The organism is Bacteroidales bacterium, assembly GCA_013314715.1.
In the GTDB taxonomy this organism is placed as follows: domain Bacteria; phylum Bacteroidota; class Bacteroidia; order Bacteroidales; family GWA2-32-17; genus Ch61.
Genome location: JABUFC010000008.1, coordinates 1 through 21,660, shown reverse-complemented (window position 1 = coordinate 21,660; position 21,660 = coordinate 1). Strand labels below are relative to the sequence as shown.

The following is a 21,660-nucleotide window of genomic DNA, read 5'->3' as shown; positions in this document are numbered from 1 at the left end:
CTTTAATTTTTTCGGTTTAACTTTCGATTTTGTTCTTCTATTTGTTCAGGGGTTAGTGGCGAAGAATGGAAAAACGAATTGTAAACATCGGGATACTTTTTTATCCAGATCGACTTAGCTAATGCGTATAAATCGTTTGATAACTGAGTATATGGACCCATAGAAATAAATGGCGGTAGTTGCTTTGACTTACTAGATAAAGCATTTCCTTTAATTAAATATATATCTAAAAATAGATCTTCTGTTAGTTCAACAATTTCATAACTTTCAACACGTACATTCATCATATTATTGATATACTTTTCAATTTCATGAGCATAATAAGCATCAGTCACTATCGAATATCCGATATTTTCTTTATAATTAAACGCAGAGAAGGTTGACAACTGAGATTTTTCTAAAGTTCGAGCAACGTAATCTGCCGTTTTTTCATCGTTAATACCATTGGTATAAAACTTAAATGCAACATATTTTTTCAAATCAAAACCTTGTTGAGCGAATAAACTGCTCGCAATTAGAACAGATATCCATAAAAGTACTTTTCTCATTTTAAAAATTTTTATGCAAATTTAACATTTTTTATTTATCGTTTCAATTGAATTTTACCTGAAAATTCATTTTTATTACCCAATTTATCAACAACTAAAACCTTGTAGAAATAATCATCCGGCATACATAGTTGTTTTGTATTCATATCGGTTCCGTCCCAATATACATGATTTCCATTTGCTTCATAAACACATTTGCCTAACTTATTATAGATAAACATTTTAAAACTATAGAATGATTCATCTAGGACCTGTGGCCCAAATAAATCATTGACACCATCACCATCGGGAGTAAAAGCGTTGGCAAATTTTACCGGCATTTTATAAACAAGTTCAATGGTTTTGCTAATTGAATCGATACATCCTTCTTTATTTTCGACTAATAACGAAATAACAGCTTTGCCAGATTTATTAAAACAAAAATGAGTCGACTCATCACTTACAAGTGAATCGTTGATGTACCAATTCACAAATGTCGATTGTTTTGAAAGATTCTTTAAATTTATACAATTTTCTTCAGTTGAATATTCGAAAATAGCTTTAGGTGCATACCATACCTGAACGGTTTGTGGCTCTGAAGTAAATATTTGTCCATCGCTCGTTTTTACTTTAAGGCTTACGTTATACTTTCCTCCTTTTTTATATTCATGGTGAGTGTTAAATTCATAAGCATAGCTACCATCGCCAAAATCCCAAACACAATCGACATTTTTTGCATTTACGTTAGCATTAAATATAACATCTAAGGGAACACAACCTTGGCTCGTGCTTTTAGTAAAGTTGACATTTATAGAAGTAACGGTGGTGTTTACATTATTGTTTATTGATTCATGGTTATTACTATTAACATCGATGTTTTTTGTAGAAATATTTGAGTTATCAACTGCAATCGTTTTATTATTGTTTTTTATTATATCCTTAGCAGAATGATAAATAGATGATGTTTCGTTTTGTTTATTCGACATTTGTGGAGTTTGTGATATTTTTGAATCTATTTTTTCAATTTTTTGTTTTGAAACCTGATCTCTATTATTTACTTTTTGATTTTGTATTTGATTAAAAATAACGATTGAAGAAGCTACAACGGCAATTGTAGCTACAGTAATTCTACCCCATTTCCATATTTTTCGTATTTTCAACTTTCGTTGAACTAGTTCCCACGAGCCCTCTTGATATGGGTACTCATATGCATTGAGTTTTTCCTGTAAATGTTCATTAAAAGGCTTCATGCTTGTGTAATTTTATATAAGTTTCTACCATTTCTTTCAATTTTTGTTTGGCTTTGGCTAGATTCGATTTAGAAGTACCTTCACTGATATTCAAATAGTCGGCGATTTCTTTGTGCGTCATATTTTCTAATACATACATATTGAATACCGTTCGGTAAGCAGGCGAAAGATTTTGTATTAACGATATAATAATTTCAACCTTCAAGTTAACCAACGGCTCTAATTCTATATCCAATGATGAATCATCTACCATGCTATCCAATTCATAAGAATCGTCAGATGACAAATAAAAATCTTTCCTTTTGCGAATGTGGTCTATAGCAGTATTCGCCATAATTCTTCTAATCCAACCTTCTAAAGAACCTTTTTTTTCGAAATTTTTCAATTTTTCAAAAACTTTTACAAATCCTTCTTGCAAAATATCATAGGCTTCTTCTTTGTTTTTAGCATAACGCATACATACGGTTGCCATTTTGCCATAGAACGATTTGTATAAAATTTCTTGACTCATGCGGTCGCCCTTGACACATGCATCAACAATCTTGCTCACAGCATCGTTATCTTGCCAGTTAACCTTCATGAATCTAATTTAAAGACGTAATAAAAATGGTAGGGTTGCCAATGATTAAAAAAAATTACTATATTTTTTCAAAATCGTCAGTAGGAGCGTCGCAAATAGGGCATTTCCAATCGTAAGGTAATTTGTCAAAATCGGTATTTTCTGGAATATTTTGGCTTGGGTCGCCTAACTTGGGGTCGTAAACATAACCACAAACTTTACACTTGTACATATTTTCTTTTTTAAGTGTAAAGATAAAAAAAAATTACTATAACAGCAAATTATAGGTTTCTAATAGCTTGTATAGTTGATTCTAGCAACGATATCGGTGGGTCTATATAAAATTTTTCGAAGTTAAAATCTTCATTGAATGGTATTAAAACTGGTTCTTCGTCGCTAGTATTATCATTAAAATAAATAATAGTAGAAATAATCATAGGCAGTTTTTATTTTATATAACGCTTTAAAACGCCTATTATTTTATTATCCCCAAAAATTATTCTTTTACTTCTAAAACTATATTATGTTCTTCTACGATGCGTTTTAAATTAATAAGCGCATAACGCATGCGTCCAAGAGCAGTATTAATGCTTACATTGGTTTCTTCGGCTATTTCTTTAAAACTCATTCCTAAAAAATGACGCATAATAATCACTTCGCGTTGATTTTCTGGCAAATAATCGAGTAAGTGTTTTATATCGTGTCCTATTTCGTTTTTAATAATATTATGTTCGGTAGAATCCTCGGTAATTTTTTTATTATTTAAAATGTCATAATCATAACTATCAACAGCGACAGTTTTAAGGCGAGTTTCTTTTCGGATATAATCTATCACCAGATTATGTGCAATTCGCATTAGCCAAGCTCCAAACTTACCATCTTCGGCATATTTGTTTTCTTTAATTGATTTAAAGACTTTAATAAAAGTATCCTGAAACAAATCGGCAACTATTTCTTTATTTCTAATTCTATAATAAATGTAGGTATAAACTTTTCGCTTATATCGATTAAGGATCATTTCAACAGCTGCCTCATTGCCCGATATATAAGCTTGAATAAGCTCATAATCGGAATATTGATTCATTTTCATAACCACTTTTTTTTGTTTAGTGGTAAAATTTTTCGATAGGCAGCAAATTTTTAGTTTTAATACGCAAAGTTAATAATAAAGTTTCAAAAATCAATCATTACCTTTGCAAAAATTATTCCGAAAATGCAAAATATCGAAGAGAATAAATCGATCATTATACAAGGAGCACGTGTCAACAATCTAAAAAACATTAGTTTATCGATTCCATTAAATCAACTAATTGTAGTTACAGGCTTATCGGGCAGTGGCAAATCGTCGTTAGCCTTTGATACTCTTTTTGCCGAAGGTCAACGTCGCTATGTAGAAAGTTTATCGTCATATGCACGTCAATTTTTAAACCGAATGCAAAAGCCCGAAGTTGATTTTATAAGTGGAATTCCACCTGCCATTGCCATCGAACAAAAAAACAACACTTCCAATCCACGTTCTACAGTTGGTACCTCAACAGAAATTCACGAATATTTAAAATTACTTTTTGCTCGTATAGGTAAAACCATTTCACCCATATCTCACAAAGAAGTAAAAAAACACAGTGTAAAAGATGTGCTCGATTTTATTTGTCAACAACCCAACCATCAGTTAGGCTTTATCGCATTTAGATATGAGCAATCAAATATAGATATAAACCAACTCATACAACAAGGTTATATTCGTGCTTTTATACACGATGATTTTATAAAATTAGATACTATAAAAAGTACAAACAGTTCAATGTTTATTGTGGTAGATCGCTTTGAAACTTGCCACAATAAAGAAATGTATGACCGGTTAGCCGACTCTATTGAAACTTCTTTTTTCGAAGGTAAAGGCGAATGTGTTATTGGTATAAAATCAGACGACAAATGGCAGATAACCTTTTTTTCTAATAAATTTGAAGCCGATGGACTTAGTTTTGAAGAGCCTCATCCTCAAATGTTCAATTTTAACAGTCCTGCTGGCGCTTGTCCCACATGCGAAGGCTTTGGTCAGACCATTGGTATTGATGAAGACTTAGTAATTCCCGACAAAAATTTATCGATTTATAGTGATGCTGTTGCTTGTTGGAGAGGCGAAACCATGCAAGAGTGGAAAATTTTATTGATTAAAAATGCTCATAAAATAGGTTTTCCTGTTCATACACCATATTTCAAGTTAACCGAAGAAGAGAAACGAATGCTATGGGAAGGCACAGCTTACTTTCCTGGCATAAACGATTTTTTTAAATTTTTACAAGAAAATCTTTATAAAATTCAATATAGAGTAATGCTCTCGCGTTATAGAGGCAAAACCCTATGCCCAACCTGCAAAGGCAAACGCTTAAAACCCGAAACCGAATATGTAAAAATTAACGATAAAAGTTTAGGCGATTTACTGATGATGTCAATAAAAGAGGTTAAAATTTTTTTTGATCATTTAAAACTATCTAAACACGAATACAAAATTGCAGAACGGCTACTTATTGAAATTAATAATCGTTTAAATTATTTAATTGAAGTCGGATTAGGTTATTTGTCGCTCAATCGTAGCTCTGCTACTTTATCAGGGGGCGAATCACAACGTATACATTTATCTACATCGCTTGGAAGCAGTCTTGTTGGTTCGTTATACATACTCGATGAACCAAGTATAGGATTACATCCAGCAGACACCCAACGATTACTAAATGTTCTAAAAACGCTTAAAAGTTTGGGTAATACGGTATTAGTTGTAGAACACGACGAAGAAATAATACGTCAAGCCGATTACATTATTGATATGGGACCAGGTGCAGGTTTTCAGGGTGGCAAAGTTGTTTATCATGGAACTCCGAACTTACTGCAGGCTATTCCTGAAAGTTTGACTTCGCAATATCTTAGTAAAAAACTTAAAATTCCAGTTCCCAGTATAAGAAGAAAATCGAACTTATACATTAAAATAATAGATGCACACTTACATAATTTAAAACATATTGATGTAGAAATACCACTTAAAGTCTTAACCGTAATAACAGGTGTAAGTGGTTCAGGTAAATCGACCCTTATCAACGAAGTTTTATATCCAGCCATACAAAAAAAACTTGGAAATAGTATAAAAACAACAGGCTATACCGATATAACGGGCAATATCGAAGCTATTCAAGATGTTGTATTAGTTGACCAAAACCCCATTGGCAAATCAACACGTTCTAATGCTGTTATTTATTTAAAAATTTACGATGATATTCGTTCGCTTTTTAGTAATCAACCATTAGCCAAACAAATGCGTTTTAAACCCAGTCATTTTTCTTTTAATGTTGAAGGTGGACGATGCGACGAATGTAACGGTGATGGTTATATCAATATTGAAATGCAGTTTATGGCCGATGTTAAATTGGTTTGCGAAAGCTGTAATGGTAAACGCTTTAAACCAGAGATACTTGAAGTTGAATATCGTGGAAAAAACATTTACGATATTCTTGAATTAACCGTTGACGAAGCCATAACATTTTTCAGCGAAGTAAATCTTGCTACAGAAAATGAAATTGTTCGTAAATTAAAAATTTTGCAAATGGTTGGCTTAGGCTATTTAAAACTAGGACAAACTACCTCAACTTTGAGCGGAGGCGAAAGTCAACGACTTAAATTAGCAAGTTTTATTAGTCAGAAAAATGCCCCAAGCACACTTTTTATTTTTGATGAGCCTACAACAGGACTTCACATACACGACATTCAACTTTTACTAAAAGCTTTTTATGAACTTCTTAATCGTCATCACAGCATTATTCTAATAGAACATCATTTAGAAGTAATAAAATCGGCCGATTGGGTTATTGATCTTGGTCCTGAAGGCGGTGATAAAGGAGGCTATATTGTTGCCACTGGTACCCCAGAAGATATTTGTAAAAATGAGAAATCGTTAACAGGTAAATTTTTAAAAGAAAAATTATACGAATAAAAAAAGGCTGCTCTTTTGAGACAGCCCTTTTTTATATCTTTGATATTATTTACTTATTTTGATCGAATGAATTTTCAACGTTCATAAAACCTACAAGTACAGCAACACAGCCACTAAGAATTTGATCGTTTAACTCATCCGATGTTTGAACCTGAATCGAAATTATAAGTTGTTTACTCGATTGGAGTTTAAAATCCCAACTTTTGGCATAATTATGTTTTTTATTATCGTATAAAACATTGCGTTCTGCGTCGAGAACTTGGAATTGGACTGGGGGTAAATTTTCATCACCACACACGGTAACTCTGTATTCTTGTCCAGCATAGAATGTTTTATACAATTCTGCGGTTTCGCCTTCGCTTAATACGGTAGCATTGTATATACCATCGTGTACATAAGGGAGCAATTCGAGCTTACAAATTTTCTTTGCAAAATTTTTACATTGAGCTGAAGCTACATTGGTAAAAGCTACTAGGCTTAAAATAATTGCAGTTGATACTAAAATCTTTTTCATAGCTCCCTTTATTTAATAATGTTAGACCTAATTTCTGAAATAGTTTTTTCGAGTTCATTGAAAATTTCAGGAGTAAATTTTACTTCTGAAGTAGATGAAATAATGCTCTTTCCATCCTTTTCAACAACTTCCATTTTGGATGATGAAGTTTGTATTTTATCAAATACTTTTTTCAATCTTTCCATATCTGGAAGTATCGATTGAATATTAGCATCGTTTTTATATTCATTTAAAAGGCTGATAAGCGTATTTAATGATAAACGTTGGTCGGCAATGCGTTCCATAAGTTCTTTATTCGATGCTGTATTTTTTACAATTTGTGTACCAATATATAAACCTTCCATCCAACCACCTGTTAAAATTATAGCAGCAATTTCGCCACGGTCGTTTTCTTTAAGAAATGAGTTAGAGTTCATAAATGTTTCGCTGATAATTTCCATAACGCTATCGCGATTGTTTATATTATTTTCCATACGAGTAATAATAGATTTATCAATCGCATTAAGAATTCCTAAATCATCGGCTAATTTTTTGGTAGCAGACAAATATTTAATACTTGCTTGTGATTGATCGAACATGCTGGCAAAACTTAAATCGGCGCTATAAACACCTAAATTTAGTGCCATACTTTTGGTAGTAGTATAGTTTCCTAAGTTAGAGAGTGGATTTAAAAAGTCTTGATTATATTTAGCACCAGCTCTTTTCATTAACATGGCTGTTTCAATGGGCGAAGGTATACCGTAAATTACTTGTTTTGCCTTATTAAACTCATCAGCTGTGTTTAATGAATCTTCAGTTTGACCTTCTTCGTTTGATTTATCGCCACTACAGCCAATAAATGAAATCATCATAGTGCTTATCGTTAAAACAGCTAAAGCACTAAAAATCTTGTTTTTAAATTTCATATTAATCATAGTTTTAAAATATTCTTCTTTTAATTTACATTGCACAAAAATAATAATTTTTTCATTAGAAAAATATTTTTTGATTTTTTTTCGGAGATTTGCAAAAATATTTTTTATGACCAAAGCCGAAAGTATAAAAAAACTCTTACATTCTAATGTAAAAGAACAAATAGTTGAAGGATTAAAAGAATTTGAACAACACCGTTTTGTGGAACTTATTCCTGAGCTTCTGCATTTGTATGAGCAAAATGATGATGACATAAATCGTATTATCATTTTTTTGTTAACAAATATGAAGCAAAAAAACGGAGTCGATATTTTAGTTCAAAGTCTTAAAACTTTGTCTTCGTTAAATAAACACCCTGAATTAATAAGAGTTTGTTGGGAAAATGGGCTTAATTACTCTTCGTATTTAGATTTTTTTGCCGAATTATTCACTCAATCTTCGTATGAAATAGCTCTTGAGGCATTTACAGTTATTGAAGAGAATATCGAAAATGCCAATCAACAACAAGTTGAAGCATGTATTAAGGTATTACAAAATGCAGAAAATAATATTTCGCCCATGCTTCAATCGCTCTATAAAGAACTTATGCTATTATTAGAACATAGAATCAATTCTTATTAGCATATTGGCGTTCACCAAATATAGCCGATCCTATTCTTACCATTGTACTACCCTGCTCGATAGCTATTTTGTAATCGCCCGACATTCCCATAGACAGTTCTTTAAAATCGCAATTTAATAAGCTATTATGATGTTTAAGTTTTTCGAATAATTTTCGTAAGTATTTAAATTCATTTTCAATAATTTTTGTATCATCGGTATTACTTGCTATACCCATTAATCCTAAAACACGAATATTTTTAAAAGATTGAAACTCGTTCGATTGAAGTAGATTAAACAATTCTAACTCTGAAAGTCCAAACTTGGTATCCTCTTGGGCTATATATATTTGCAATAAGCAAGGTATAATTTTGTTTAACTTTTGTGCTTCTTTGTTTATTTCTTTGGCTAATTTTAGCGAATCGACGGAATGAATAAGGGTTACATGTGGCAATAAAAGCTTAACCTTATTCGTTTGCAAATGCCCCACCATATGCCACTCAATTTTATCATGCATAATGGCTTGAGCTTTTTGAACCAATTCCTGAACTTTATTTTCACCAAAATAGAATTGACCTGCTTTTATTGCCTCATTGATAGCTTCGATGGGCTTAGTTTTAGATACTGCAATAATTTTAACGTTGGTCGGAATATTTTTAATTAATTGCTCTATATTATGTTGAATGGTGTTCATAAAAAATTTGTCCCCTGATTTTCAGGGGACAAATTTACAATATTTATTAAAAATAAATCTTTTTTATTCTAATGCATGAACAACAAGACCGCTTCGCAGCTTAGGTTCGAACCATGTTGTTTTAGGTGGCATAATATTGCCTGTATCGGCAATATCAATTAATTGCTTCATTGTAACCGGATAAAGTGCAAAAGCTACTTTCATTTCGCCAGAATCGACACGTTTTTTTAATTCCCCTAATCCTCTTATACCGCCCACAAAATCGATACGTTTATCGGTTCTTAGGTCCTTAATACCGAGAATTTCGTCTAAAACATATTTGCTAAGTACGGTTACATCGAGAACTCCAATGGGGTCGTTATCGTTGTAGGTGCCTGGTTTAGCATTGAGCGAATACCATTTCCCTTCGAGATACATCGAAAAGTTATGAAGTTTGGCAGGGCGATATATTTCGGTTCCTTTTTCTTCAACTTCAAATTTTTCTTTTATTTTATCTATAAACTGAGCTAGTGTGAGTCCATTTAAATCTTTCACAACTCGATTATAATCAATGATATTGAGTTGATTATCGGGGAAATGTACAGCTAAGAAATAATTAAATTCTTCTTTGCCTGTATAATTTGGATGCTTTTCGCGTTTTTCTTTTCCTACTAATGCAGCTGCAGCAGTACGGTGATGTCCATCAGCGACATAAGTATATGGTATTTTTGCAAATAAATCGACTATTTTTTGAATAATATTTTGGTCGCGTATAACCCAAAAATGATGTCCAAAGCCGTCATCGGCTGTAAAATCGTATTCTGGTTCTTGATTTTTTACTATACTTTCGACAATTGCATCTATTTCGGGTACTGCTCGATATGCGAAGAATACGGGCTCCATGTTTGCATCCGTAATGCGTACATGTTTCATGCGATCTTCTTCTTTGTCTTTACGTGTAAGTTCGTGTTTTTTAATAACCCCATTTAAATAATCGTCAACACCAGCACATCCTACTAAACCATATTGGGTTCTGCCATTCATGGTTTGGGCATAGATGTACAAATATTCTTCGTCGTCTTGAACAAGCCATCCTTTTTGTTTAAAAAGCTCAAAATTTTCTTTGGCTTTAGCATAAACCCGTTCGTCGTGTTCATCTATATCTTCTGGCAAATCTATCTCGGGTTTGGTAATATGAAGCAAAGAGTAAGGATTACCTTGAGCTTCAATGCGAGCTTCTTTTGAATTTAATACATCGTAAGGACGTGCAGCTAAATCTTTTGCAATTGTCTTAGGTGGACGCAGTCCTTTAAAAGGTTTCAATATAGCCATAATCTCTCCGTTTTATTTGTTAACTTGAAAAGTTTTATCTCCATTTTTAAAGAAAGCCACAATTTGTTTTGCAGCTGCTATACCAGCGTTAATATTGGCTTCGGCTGTTTCAGCTCCTTGTTTTTTGGGGGTTGCATAATAACGAGGTTCATATTGAACTAAATCTTGATGACAATCGGGTGCTATATCGCTGATATATTTAAAATCGTCGCGTTCTGCAAAAATTTTCTTTAACGAATCTTCGCAAATAACTTCCTTGCGAGCGGTATTTACTAATGTAGCACCTTTAGGCATTAGTTTAAGTAATTCGTAATGGATCGATTTTTTTGTTTTTTCGTTTGCAGGAATATGTAGTGATACATAATGGCAAGTTTGATATAATTCTTCGGCTGAATGAACGGGTTTAATACCATCTTTTATCATTACATCGTCGCTAATAAATGGATCGAAGGCGTATATTTCCATACCAAATCCTTTAGCGATAGTAGCAACAGCTTTACCAACATAACCGTATGCATGAATACCTAATTTTTTATCTTTAAGTTCGGTTCCAGATATTCCTTTAAATTGTCCACGAGCCATAAACACCATCATGCCCAAAGCTAATTCAGCAACAGCATTAGAGTTTTGTCCGGGGGTATTCATTACAACAATGCCCTTGGATGTAGCTGCTGGCAAATCAATGTTATCATAACCGGCACCAGCACGAACAATAATTTTAAGTTTTTTTCCTGCTTCGATAACTTCTGCAGTTGCCTTATCGCTACGAACGATTAAAGCGTCGGCATCGGCTACCGCTTCTAATAATTGACTTTTTTCGGTATATTTTTCAAGAAGAGCTAATTGGTAACCAGCTTCTTCAACAACTTTGCGAATGCCATCAACGGCAATTTTTGCAAAAGGTTTTTCGGTGGCAACTAATACTTTCATAGGCGTTTTATTTATATTTTCAATGGTACTAATACAGAATAATATAGATTTTAGTTTAGACAAAATTAGAGATAAAAATTCAATTGACCATACTCATATTCTATTTTTTAGAATGTTTTAAAACATAAAGAGAAAAAGCTAGTAAAGCCATATTTTTATTGTGCAATAAAAGTATAATATATGTACCCTTTTATATTAGAAGATGCTTTATCGTCGGGCATAAAACGGCTATTACGAGCAGCGTCGAGTGCGGCATTGGGCAAACATGTTTCGCTAAGTGTAGAAGAGGCATCGACAATACGTGCCGAAATAACATAGCCTTTTTGATTAACTCCTATCTCAATGGTAACTTTACCGTGACCCAAACATTTATATGCTGGTATGGGTAATCGGACTGCTCTACGACCTCCAACATCGTAACTAACCATGGCATTACCAGCATATGTACTATTTGAATTGTGTGAATTATTATCATTTTTTTGAGTATTGGGCTTATTCCAATCTTCGATATCGGGTGTTTCTTTGCTATAATCTTTTATTAGCCAACGCTGATCGTTATAATCATTTGCTTTAAAGTTTTCTTTGGGTTTGCCATTTTCTAATAAATCTTTTGCTTCGCGATAATAATCCTGAAAACTTTTATTCGATTCACCCAAGTTTTTTTCTACATTTTTTACTTCCTCGCTTTGATTATCGGTCATTTCTTGTTTTTCTGCCGGTTTTTGTAGTATTTCTGAAAGCTCATTTTGATCAGTTGGAAATTCAATAATAATTTCAGGACTTTGGTTCACCTGGGGTTTTGACATTTCAAGAACAATGAGAATACCAAAAAAAATTAAGTGAATAAGCAGTGTAATGCTTATAGGTAAAAAATATCGTTGCACAATTTTATCGGCGATATGATAAAGTCTTTCGAGCATTATTCAGCTTTTGATTGTTATCCCAGTGCGTTTTCAATAATATTTAGAATTTCTTCTCTACCTTTTTTTTCTTCAGAACTTGATAGTATATGTATAGGGTGCTCTTCCCAATAAGTATCAAAAAAAACATTTAATTCTTTATTATGCTTACTAATTTCTTTAAGGCTTATTTTATCGCACTTAGTTGAAACCACAACAAAGGGCACCTGCTGCTCGCCCATAAAAAGCATAAATTCCATATCGCTCTGCTGTAATGGGATACGAGAATCGACTAACATAAACACACCATACAGCGAATGATTCTTTACTATATATTCTTTTATCATGGTATCCCACTTCTGTCGCTGTTCGTAAGATACTTTAGCAAAACCATAACCGGGCAAATCGACTAAGTACCATTGCTCGTTTATTAAATAATAATTTAATGTTTGCGTTTTCCCTGGCTTATTAGAAGTACGTGCCAACGATTTGCGATTAACCAACATATTGATAAGAGTAGATTTGCCAACATTTGACCTGCCAATAAACGCAAATTCAGGCTTATTACCCGTTGGTTTATTTTTGTACGAAGTACAACTCTTGATATATTCTGCCGAACGTATTATCATATATATCAAGTTAGTTATTTTTATGGTCAATAAAAACTTCTAATATTTTTGTTTCTGTTTTGGGTATTATGGTTATTTCCTCGATGGTTGCAGGTATTAAAATGGTGCTTCCTATATTAAAGTGAACCTGTTTATCATTATATTGTATTATTCCTTCTCCTTGAACACACATTAAAATTTTAAAACTATCGATCCAAATGTATTCTTTTTGAATGGTTTGATTGCAATGCAGAATATTAGTTACAAAATATGGGCAAGACACCAGTGTTACAGATTGATTGATTCGAGTTTGATAACTAATTTTAATATCGTGGGTTGCCTTAAAATCGATGGCATCTAATGCTTCTTCGGTGTGAAGTTGGCGTGGGTTGCCATTTTTATCGACACGGTTCCAGTCGAATATGCGATAGGTAATGTCGGAAGTTTGTTGTATCTCGGCGAGTAAAACTCCCTTACCAATAGCATGTACGCGACCCGCAGGAATAAAGAACACATCACCCGGTTTAGCCGGAACTTTATTCATTAGCTTATCTACATTGCCTGCTTCGAGGTGAGCCAAATATTCTTCATGGGTAACATCGTGGTTAAAGCCCGAGATGATATAAGCATCGGGTTCTGCGTCTATCACATACCACATTTCGGTTTTTCCGTATGCGTGATGTCGTTCTTTTGCCAAGTCATCGTTAGGGTGTACCTGTATAGATAGCACATCATTCGCATCGATGTACTTAATGAGCAACGGAAATTCTTCGCCAAATTTTTCGTAAACCTTTTCGCCAACTAAATCGGACATATAGACCTCGGTCAATTCGGTTAAATTGTTCCCAGCTAATATACCATGTTCAACCACCGACTCTGCACCTTCTACTGCAGAGATTTCCCACGATTCTCCAGCATTTTCGAGGCTACCTATATCTTTGCTTAAGCGTGTTTGCAACTTTTTTCCACCCCATATTCGTTCTACAATTATGGGTTTGAATGTAAGCGGATACAGCATATTTTTTTATGCAAACCTAATGAATAATTTATTAACAGCCAAAGAAAAAAATGTTAAACCCAAATTAATCAATAGGAGGTGAAGTATGAGCCGAACTACTTGATTTATTTGGGATAATCCCGATTTAGTGATTGTTTCAATTCCAATTTAGGAATTGATTACAAACACTTTATCGTTTACGCATTTCTAATGCGTAATCTGGGTTAAACCCCACCCACGTGTGAGCTTGTTGTGGAGCTCACTTCGTTCGCTCGTAAATATGACAGGGGGTGAAGCTTACTCTGCAAAGTCTTCGATAGAAAGTGTATAAGAAACCTTGGAGAGTTTGGAGAGAAATGGAGTAAACGATGACAACAGGTGTGAAAACACCAACAAGGGCGGAAAGCCATTCATTATTTTCGTTTCGGAGCCTTGCGTACAATTATATCTCCACATTCATACGAATAATGGGGTTTTGATAAGGGCTTAAGGGGTTGTCGTTCAGGTTCCATAGTATCATAAGGTTGAGGTAACTACGCTCGCCTATGGGTGTACGGTAACCTCCTCCTACTAAAACGTTGTTGAGCGAAAAGCGGTCTTGCTTGGAATAAATACCGGGGTTGAAATATTTTGTTTCGAGGCTCAGCCATTCGTACTCCACACGGGCAAAAATAGCTTTGGTTACATTGTAAGTAGAAAAAACCGAGGCTCCATAAATAGATGTTGAAAGATTGTACGACGAAACGTGAATGTAATTGTATTTAATCTGCGTCCCCAGCGATATACGGTCGGTAAATCGATAACCCACCAAGGGCGATACATCGATAATAGTATAATCGCCAAACTGAAAACCTAAATCGCCGCCAAAGAACATACGTGAGAACTGAAAGCCTTTTTTTTCGGGCACCTTAGTTGCATTTGGATCGGTAATAAAATCTTGAGCCATAGCCCTTGTAGCTATAAGTCCCAATACGATGAATACTATTTGTCGGAAGCTCATTTTAATATTGGTTTTTCGGTTTTATTGAGTTGCCAAATAATTTTTTTTCCAAAGCCCAAACGATTGTCGGTTAGTTTGGCATAGTGCAAGGTTAAAATCCAAAAGGTAGATTGTGTTCCCAGTGCATACGGAAAACGCTTGTAATATATTTTCTTTGCCATAGCCAACGATTCATTTTCGGCTTTTTCGACCATGCCGGTAAATTGCAACCCCTGAATTTTGCCAATTATTCGCGTTTCGAGGGCTATGGTTCCTGCCACAACGGGGTTTTGCATCATCATTTTAGCATGTTGAGTTTCATCGTCCGATAAAAAGACTAAGGCATTTTTTTCGTTCCAAAAAGCATAAAAACACGAAGCTGTCCATATTTTTTCATGGTTGCAAACCGCTAAGTTGAACACATGATGTTTCTTTATAAAATGTACAATATTTTTATCTAATTCGTTCATAATTATTCACTTTTATCTATTTCTGGATTATCTTCATCCCACGATATTTTAAATTTTGTTTTCTTAACTTCAACTTGTTTTTTCTGCTGGTTAATAAATGCTGAATCTTTTTTGAAAAATCCTAACTCTTCGTGTAAAATGGTTTTCAATTCTTGTTTTTCTTTTTTCAGGCTTTCTTTAACCTGTTCTTTCATTTTCTTAGAGTCGTAGGTAATTTTATATTTATCGCTTGTTCCTTTTATGATTAAATACAAGGCTGTAGAGCCAAGTCCATCGTTTTCTTCGATACCAAATTCTTGATTTTCGGGTTTATTTTTCTTGGCTTTGTTGGCAAGCCACTCACGAAGCAATAATTTAAGTCTGTATTCCATTTGATTATCAAACGTATGTTCGCCGCTAACTTCGATATTAAACGCATTGGTTTTGACTTCCATATTGGGTATAATAATTTTACGATCTTTAATTGAAATATCGTTCTTAATAGTTGAAAATTTTATCTGCTTTAATTCTGAAAGTTCAATATAATCGGCTAAATCGTAAATAGGCTCAAATTCTATCAATTGTCCATTGCTTATTTCGATGTTGGCATCTAATAATATATCTTTATCGATAACGTTCATAGCGCTATCCCATTTCATTTGCAAAAAAGGCACATCGGCTTTGAGTTTTCCCTGTAAATGCTTATCGGTTAAGAAGGTTTGTCCAAAATTATCGAAAGCCTGGAACATTTTCTTTATGTTGATATTGTTAAATTTCACTTCTGATTGTAAGGTTATTTCGTGCAAGGCATTCATACTTATTCTACCACTTAACACACACGAGCCCTCGAGTGTATTGAATTGTAAGTTGCTGCAATATAAACCCGACGGATTGAGTTCTATGTATCCTCGTACTTGCTTAGCAACCAGCTTGTTGTAAGTAAGTTCATTTATTGCCAAATCGCCCATTAAATAAACATTGGAAGGCAGCGCAATGCCTCCCTTTGTATTCTTTTCATCGGATTGCCAATTATTTAAATTGAGTTTATCGATATTAAGTTGAGCGGTGGCATTGAGTTTTTCGTTATCGAGCATCAAAAATGCCATTAGATTTTTTAAAAATCCTTTTAAAAGAATTTGACTGCCATTGACCTCTAACGAAGCATGATCGGTTTGAACATCGTTGTTGTGAAAATAAAATTTACCATTTACATGTTGAACAAGATAAGGGTTATTTTGTAATTGCACGGCCGCATCTTTAATGTCCATAAACCCTTTAACCATGGCATTGCGGTAATCGGAGGCTGTAATGTTCGATAGATTTTTAATCTTGCCTAAATAATCGAAATTAAACGAAACCGCGCCTTGCAAAACCTGAAATGTATCGAGATTGAACAAAGACTTCCACTGTGCCAAATTAAGGCTACCTTGCAATTTAAGCTTTACTAATGGGGTAGAAAAATTAAAAATGGAAAATTTACCTTGTATAGTGCTATCGTTCATAACGGTATAGAAGGTATCGATGGTAAACGAAGTAGATTCTAAATTTTGTTTTAATCCATTATCAAAACTCCCGTTTATAATAAGGTTCGACAATTTAACATTAGTGGCGTTGTTAGTTAATTGTCCATTGTTGAGTTTAAAATTTACTTTAATGCGTGGACTGGTTTTGTAATTGATGCCACCCGTTATATCGGCACTAAAATCGACATATCCATCGGCTTGAGTACCTTCAAAATATGATTGATATTTATCGGGCAAACTTTTAATAATATCGGCCAGCGATTGTTTTTTTCCACTAATTTTTAGAACAATGGCATCAGCCTCGTCGTTGGTTTCGTATGTGCCCGATACCGATAAGTTAATCTTGCCCAAAGCAATGCTACCGCTCTTTATAGCAAATTGGTTGTTGTGCACTTTAACATCGACGCTGATATTGGCTTCGTTTGCCTTTAAGTAATTCACTTTTTGAATCATAAGCTTTTTTAAACCAATCTTTCCACTGGTACTAAGGGTAAAATCGTCTTTGTAAAAATCGCCTTTTAATTTTAAATCATTGCTATAGGCTTCCAGTTCAAAATCGTTGGAAGCATTGAGAAAGCGAACGTTGGTTTCTATAAATTTCAATTTTTCGAGTTGTAGTGCAAAACTATCGCTCGAACTTTCTGGTGTTTCTTTAAGAATGGTAAAATTATTTTTACCTTTTTTGTCATAACAGAGCAAAGCTCTTACATTTTCGAGTTGGATAGCCCTTAAATTGTATTTTTTATGAAATGCATCCCACAAATCGAATTGTAACAATATAGTTTGAGCCTTGAGCAAGGTGTCGGTATTTAATTTAAAATCTTTGGTATTATACGTTTGGCTCGATTTTACGACAACATCATTTAATATAATCGTGGCGTTTGGAAATTTTTTAAAGATTGAAAAATCGATTTCCTTGACTTGCACTTCGGTATTGAGATATGAGTTTAATTGCTTAATGGCAAATTGTTTTATCTCGTCGCTATAAATAAAAGTTAAAACGACTCCTGTTGCCACTACAAAAAGAATAAGCAGAAGCAAAACAAGAAAAAAACGCTTAATAACTTTACCCGCTTTCATTATTTTTCAGCCATTTTTCTTTTTTATGATAAGCCGAAACCTTACTGCTTAGCTATATTCTTTGTATTTTTTGAATATTGATGCACAGAGGTTTCATAAAGCTTGCAAGTTATAAAAACGTAAGGAGATTACAAAAATTATAAGAAATATAATTTATTGAAGTTCGATACAGATTTAGGTAATAGTAATATTTCTTGGCTGATGTAGCATAGATGGTTTTGGGAGGGTAAAGGTAAATTTTTTTTTTTCAAAAATTACAATTGTTTTAATTATTTCTTTAATGCTCACGGGAAAACGCATGAAAGATTTGTTGGAGGGGAAAGTGAAGTTCTGAGGATATTAATATATATCTTTATTTTTAATCTTTAAATTGCTCAATTTTAAAAGATACAAACATATCTCTCCGATTTCTTTTTTCTTCCCACAACTACGATGAACCATATTGTATAATTTGTCATTTTTCCCTTCAAATATCCATGTAGAACCATCCATAATTACTATTTCTGTTTTTTCTATTGGTGGAATATTCCAAAAATTCATACTATCAATTCTAGCCTTAAAATTTTCCCATTCTTTTTTTTCTATATTTACCGTATCATTTACTATTAACCCTTTATTCTTTGAACAACCTTTACTGCAAATATATTTGGTGATTAAAAAAATATTTCCATTCTGATTTTCTATTCTTATTGAAATTGGATTGTGAGAAGTTTTTAGATATCCAAACCATGTAAACCTATAACTTTCATAATAATATTCATTATATAGTTTTGGCTCATTTAATTTTATTAGTTGTTCCGAATACCAGGAATTTTTCAAAGTTGCATCTTTTTCCCGTATTTTATAAAATTCATTATCTTTTTTATGTCCAAACATATTTATTGTATCTAACAAATATTTGCTTGGGTAAAAAAACATAGAAGTGTCAATAATATTATTCATACTCTTTTCTGTATTTTGAGCATAAACAGTAGAACAAGCTAAGATTATTTCAATTTGTAATGTTATTACTTTGAGCATACGCATATTGAACGCACTATTACCAAGGGTAATTATAAATATAATACGGTTTACCATAGTTCCAAAAATTAATTTGATTTGTTGAAATAGGTGTAACTAATTCTGCACCTAATTTATTTATAATTAACGATGAAAAATTCGTAGTTCCGACATTTGTAATATCATAACTACTATGCCACAGATTGTCACCAACAACTTGATTTTCATTATATGGATGTGGATGAAATGTTGCCCATGCATCGCTTGGTTTCTGTGAAAAATCAAACCTTACTACATTTCCATGTTCAGGATCATAACTAACTCCTTGTCTGGATATACCATTTTTAGTTAGCCAAAAACCACCCCCTGCTCTCTCAGAACCCCAAAATTTACCACGTGTATATGATGCCTGCATTCTAAGATATTGATTATACTTGATACTTCTACCATAGAAATTTTGATTCTTAACCTCACTTCTCCAATTTACATATGATGACAAATGGTAAATACCTAAAGATGTTGCTCCGCTAATACCAACAGAAGTCCAGTTTACATCTTGGAAAGAAAAATCATTTGCAAGTAATAGACCTGTTAAATTTGAGGTTGCACCACCTGCTATGGCACCCCAACCTCCACCTATTGCACCGCCAACAATACTTCCCATTCCTCCTGCAATAGCTCCTCTAAACATCCCAGTAAATCCAGCATTAAATAAATCTTGACCTCTTAATCCTGCCGCATATCCACCCATAGTTCCAAAACCTGCACCGCTTACAACTCCCCCTGCAATTCCCCCAGCTACAATACCAGCAGAACTTGTAACAGAAGTACCAATGCCTGCAGTAGCAGCCCCAATTGCAGATCTACCTAATGTGTACCAAAATTTATCCCAACCTTTGTATCTCAAATTATCAGCCATCATATAACCGCCAAATCCTCCAATTACTGCTCCGATTATGTATTGTATAAATTCTCCGTCCGGTTCTGTGTAGATCAGTGGATTATTGAGGCAATAGCTATATCGATTATACGCTTGTGGGTTGTGGGGGTTGGGCACGTAGTTATCGGGGCTGAGCATGCGGGCAAGGGCTGGGTCGTATAAACTAGTGTTTGACGAATTTATCGCTGTATGCTGTAAAAACTGATATGCAGTTGTACTATTGCAATAATAAACTACCAGTTCGTTGTAAGTAGTAGTAATATTTTTTGGCTGATGTAGCATCGATGGTTTTATGAGGGTAAAGATAAAAAATAATTTTTATTATCCATCTATAACTTTTTAACTTTGTTTTATCTTTTGATACAAAGGTTATGGGTACCTTAAAATTTTAATTAAAGCTTTTATTCTGTCAGATTCTATATTTGTTTCTTTTATTTTTTTTATTATTACTTTTTTATCATTTTTGCTAAAATTAAACAATAAATATTTTAAAGAATAAAAGTCTTTTTCACTCAAATTACTAATCCCTTTTATAAACATTTCGGTTTTATAATTTATTAAACAAAAAAGAATTTCAAAATCCATTTTACAATTATCAATGTCAGTCAAAAAACTGTTTATAATTTTAAGATTTAATGAATCAATATTTTCCATAAAATATTTCATTCTTTTGTTTTTGTTTTCATATATAGAATCTGCTAAATATGTTAGTTTTTTTTTAAAATTTTCTTCAAATTTTAGATAATTTTCTGGGCAAAGTTTTTTATAATAATCATAATTTGATAAAGAATTGTTTATTTTTTCTTTAAAATTACATTCTTTATACTTTGTATTAAATTCAGAGTATAAAGAATATAGCATTTGATAGTATGAATATGAATTACGTAAATTAGTAACATTACTATCACAAATTGAATATAGCTTATATTTTTTTTTGTTTATATAGTAGAAATTATTCTTTTTTACCACTTTCAAACTATCTATTGCTATTTCTTTATTTTTTGAGTAATAACCTTTAAAATAAGAATAATACTCAATAATGTACTTACCATCTTTGTTAGTTATTACTTCAAATTTTGGAATAGAACCTAATTTGTAATAAACTAAAACTGAATCTTTTAAATTCTGTGCAATATTTATAACAGGAACAAATAATAAAAAATAAACTATTTTTAACATACATTTTAGAACATTATATAATAAGAATACAAACTTGGTCTAATTCCAATTAATCTTGCATATAATTGTCCCCAAAGTAACCACGGATGTATTTTTAATACTGGTACACCGGATATAGTTAAACCTCTTGCTGCTGCTTGAGCACAATTGTTAAAAAAAACATTATATTTTGTTTTTTCAAGTATATCTTTCCACCAGTAAAGTGTTTTAGCATTTACTCTACTTATTTCTATGGTTTTATGAAAAAGAATATCCTTTATGGCTAAAGGAGTTCCCCTAGCTAAATTTTGTTGACCAACAGGAAGCCGACCAGACCAATCAATTACAGGTTTATTTTTAGCAAGATCATTTATTTGAGCATGAGAAACCCAATCAATTTTTGATCTATCGTCTCCCCATCCAACAGGAGCATTTTCAGCACGATAATCGAAAGTAGCTGGATTAAAACCAGCTAAAATGTCAGAAATATTAGCTAATGCACCAAAAGAATATCCTATTTTTTCTTGTTTATTTAAGTTTTTCCACTTAAAAATTGAACGAAAATCCCCTGTTTCAAAATTATAAGAACCAAATCCTAAACTTATACTCGGTTGTATCGCCTTGCTTGAAAGACCTGCCATGCCAGACGAATAAGAAAAAGAACCGACAGCAATACTTAATGTATTTGCCATTACAAAACTCCCTGATGCAATCATTGCACCACCAAAACCAGAAACGCCACCTACAAT

23 protein-coding genes are annotated in these 21,660 nt (G+C 33.0%); 2 read left to right on the top strand and 21 right to left on the bottom strand.

Going from position 1 to position 21,660, the window contains the following annotated elements; all coding sequences use genetic code 11:
* Nucleotides 1–2: 2 nt before the first annotated feature.
* From HPY79_03060 to HPY79_03035, 6 genes are read right to left on the bottom strand one after another with little or no spacing between them, the layout of a single operon-like run.
* Nucleotides 3–548, bottom strand: a complete 546-nt coding sequence (locus tag HPY79_03060) for a hypothetical protein (GenBank protein ID NSW44792.1) — start codon at nt 546–548, stop codon at nt 3–5.
* Nucleotides 549–583: 35 nt separating this feature from the next.
* Nucleotides 584–1,777, bottom strand: coding sequence for a gliding motility-associated C-terminal domain-containing protein (locus tag HPY79_03055; GenBank protein ID NSW44791.1), 1,194 nt, complete (start codon nt 1,775–1,777; stop codon nt 584–586).
* Nucleotides 1,764–2,357, bottom strand: a complete 594-nt coding sequence (locus HPY79_03050) for an RNA polymerase sigma factor (protein NSW44790.1) — start codon at nt 2,355–2,357, stop codon at nt 1,764–1,766. Before HPY79_03050 ends, HPY79_03055 begins: the two co-directional genes overlap by 14 nt.
* 58 nt (nt 2,358–2,415) lie before the next feature.
* Complete coding sequence (locus HPY79_03045; protein NSW44789.1) at nt 2,416–2,568, bottom strand: rubredoxin; 153 nt, start codon at nt 2,566–2,568, stop codon at nt 2,416–2,418.
* Between the two features lie 49 nt (nt 2,569–2,617).
* A complete protein-coding gene (locus HPY79_03040; protein ID NSW44788.1) occupies nt 2,618–2,773 on the bottom strand; it encodes a hypothetical protein in 156 nt (51 codons plus the stop codon).
* A 59-nt stretch (nt 2,774–2,832) separates the two neighbouring features.
* Nucleotides 2,833–3,426, bottom strand: coding sequence for an RNA polymerase sigma factor (locus tag HPY79_03035; GenBank protein NSW44787.1), 594 nt, complete (start codon nt 3,424–3,426; stop codon nt 2,833–2,835).
* Nucleotides 3,427–3,558: 132 nt separating this feature from the next.
* On the opposite strand from HPY79_03035, the gene uvrA reads away from it, so the two are divergent.
* Nucleotides 3,559–6,318 (top strand): excinuclease ABC subunit UvrA, encoded by a 2,760-nt coding sequence (uvrA, locus tag HPY79_03030; protein ID NSW44786.1) that lies wholly within the window; start codon nt 3,559–3,561, stop codon nt 6,316–6,318.
* Nucleotides 6,319–6,367: 49 nt separating this feature from the next.
* Here the strand turns inward: uvrA and HPY79_03025 are convergent, their stop codons facing one another.
* The gene (locus tag HPY79_03025) at nt 6,368–6,832 is read right to left on the bottom strand and encodes a hypothetical protein (GenBank protein ID NSW44785.1); all 465 of its coding nucleotides are present in this window, start codon (nt 6,830–6,832) and stop codon (nt 6,368–6,370) included.
* Between the two features lie 8 nt (nt 6,833–6,840).
* Nucleotides 6,841–7,737 (bottom strand): hypothetical protein, encoded by an 897-nt coding sequence (locus HPY79_03020; protein ID NSW44784.1) that lies wholly within the window; start codon nt 7,735–7,737, stop codon nt 6,841–6,843.
* A 115-nt stretch (nt 7,738–7,852) separates the two neighbouring features.
* Between HPY79_03020 and HPY79_03015 the strand changes: the two genes are divergently transcribed.
* Nucleotides 7,853–8,365 carry a hypothetical protein gene (locus HPY79_03015; protein ID NSW44783.1) on the top strand — a complete coding sequence of 171 codons (513 nt, stop codon included), beginning with the start codon at nt 7,853–7,855 and terminating at the stop codon, nt 8,363–8,365.
* Here the strand turns inward: HPY79_03015 and HPY79_03010 are convergent.
* From HPY79_03010 to HPY79_02950, 13 genes are all read right to left on the bottom strand, one after another.
* On the bottom strand, nt 8,352–9,038 hold the full coding sequence (locus tag HPY79_03010; protein ID NSW44782.1) for a YggS family pyridoxal phosphate-dependent enzyme: 687 nt from the start codon (nt 9,036–9,038) through the stop codon (nt 8,352–8,354). The two genes, HPY79_03015 and HPY79_03010, sit on opposite strands and share 14 nt — an antisense overlap.
* A 63-nt stretch (nt 9,039–9,101) precedes the next feature.
* On the bottom strand, nt 9,102–10,349 hold the full coding sequence (locus HPY79_03005) for a DUF1015 domain-containing protein (GenBank protein NSW44781.1): 1,248 nt from the start codon (nt 10,347–10,349) through the stop codon (nt 9,102–9,104).
* Between the two features lie 12 nt (nt 10,350–10,361).
* Nucleotides 10,362–11,279: a 3-phosphoglycerate dehydrogenase gene (locus tag HPY79_03000; protein NSW44780.1), complete on the bottom strand. Its 918-nt coding sequence runs from the start codon at nt 11,277–11,279 to the stop codon at nt 10,362–10,364.
* A gap of 155 nt (nt 11,280–11,434) precedes the next feature.
* The gene (locus HPY79_02995) at nt 11,435–12,199 is read right to left on the bottom strand and encodes a hypothetical protein (protein NSW44779.1); all 765 of its coding nucleotides are present in this window, start codon (nt 12,197–12,199) and stop codon (nt 11,435–11,437) included.
* A 17-nt stretch (nt 12,200–12,216) separates the two neighbouring features.
* The gene (locus tag HPY79_02990) at nt 12,217–12,807 is read right to left on the bottom strand and encodes a YihA family ribosome biogenesis GTP-binding protein (protein ID NSW44778.1); all 591 of its coding nucleotides are present in this window, start codon (nt 12,805–12,807) and stop codon (nt 12,217–12,219) included.
* 10 nt (nt 12,808–12,817) lie between these two features.
* Nucleotides 12,818–13,804 (bottom strand): class I mannose-6-phosphate isomerase, encoded by a 987-nt coding sequence (locus tag HPY79_02985; GenBank protein NSW44777.1) that lies wholly within the window; start codon nt 13,802–13,804, stop codon nt 12,818–12,820.
* 421 nt (nt 13,805–14,225) lie between these two features.
* Complete coding sequence (locus HPY79_02980) at nt 14,226–14,783, bottom strand: hypothetical protein (GenBank protein NSW44776.1); 558 nt, start codon at nt 14,781–14,783, stop codon at nt 14,226–14,228.
* Nucleotides 14,780–15,232 (bottom strand): hypothetical protein, encoded by a 453-nt coding sequence (locus HPY79_02975; protein NSW44775.1) that lies wholly within the window; start codon nt 15,230–15,232, stop codon nt 14,780–14,782. Before HPY79_02975 ends, HPY79_02980 begins: the two co-directional genes overlap by 4 nt.
* 2 nt (nt 15,233–15,234) lie before the next feature.
* Nucleotides 15,235–17,814: a hypothetical protein gene (locus tag HPY79_02970; GenBank protein NSW44774.1), complete on the bottom strand. Its 2,580-nt coding sequence runs from the start codon at nt 17,812–17,814 to the stop codon at nt 15,235–15,237.
* 339 nt (nt 17,815–18,153) lie between these two features.
* The gene (locus HPY79_02965; protein ID NSW44773.1) at nt 18,154–18,891 is read right to left on the bottom strand and encodes a hypothetical protein; all 738 of its coding nucleotides are present in this window, start codon (nt 18,889–18,891) and stop codon (nt 18,154–18,156) included.
* Nucleotides 18,854–20,035, bottom strand: a complete 1,182-nt coding sequence (locus HPY79_02960) for a hypothetical protein (GenBank protein NSW44772.1) — start codon at nt 20,033–20,035, stop codon at nt 18,854–18,856. The genes HPY79_02965 and HPY79_02960 overlap by 38 nt, the downstream gene beginning before the upstream one ends.
* 87 nt (nt 20,036–20,122) lie before the next feature.
* Entirely contained in the window at nt 20,123–20,932 is an 810-nt protein-coding gene (locus HPY79_02955) for a hypothetical protein (protein NSW44771.1), read from the bottom strand.
* Nucleotides 20,933–20,937: 5 nt separating this feature from the next.
* On the bottom strand, nt 20,938–21,660 hold a 723-nt coding region (locus HPY79_02950), incomplete at its 5' end, for a hypothetical protein (protein ID NSW44770.1).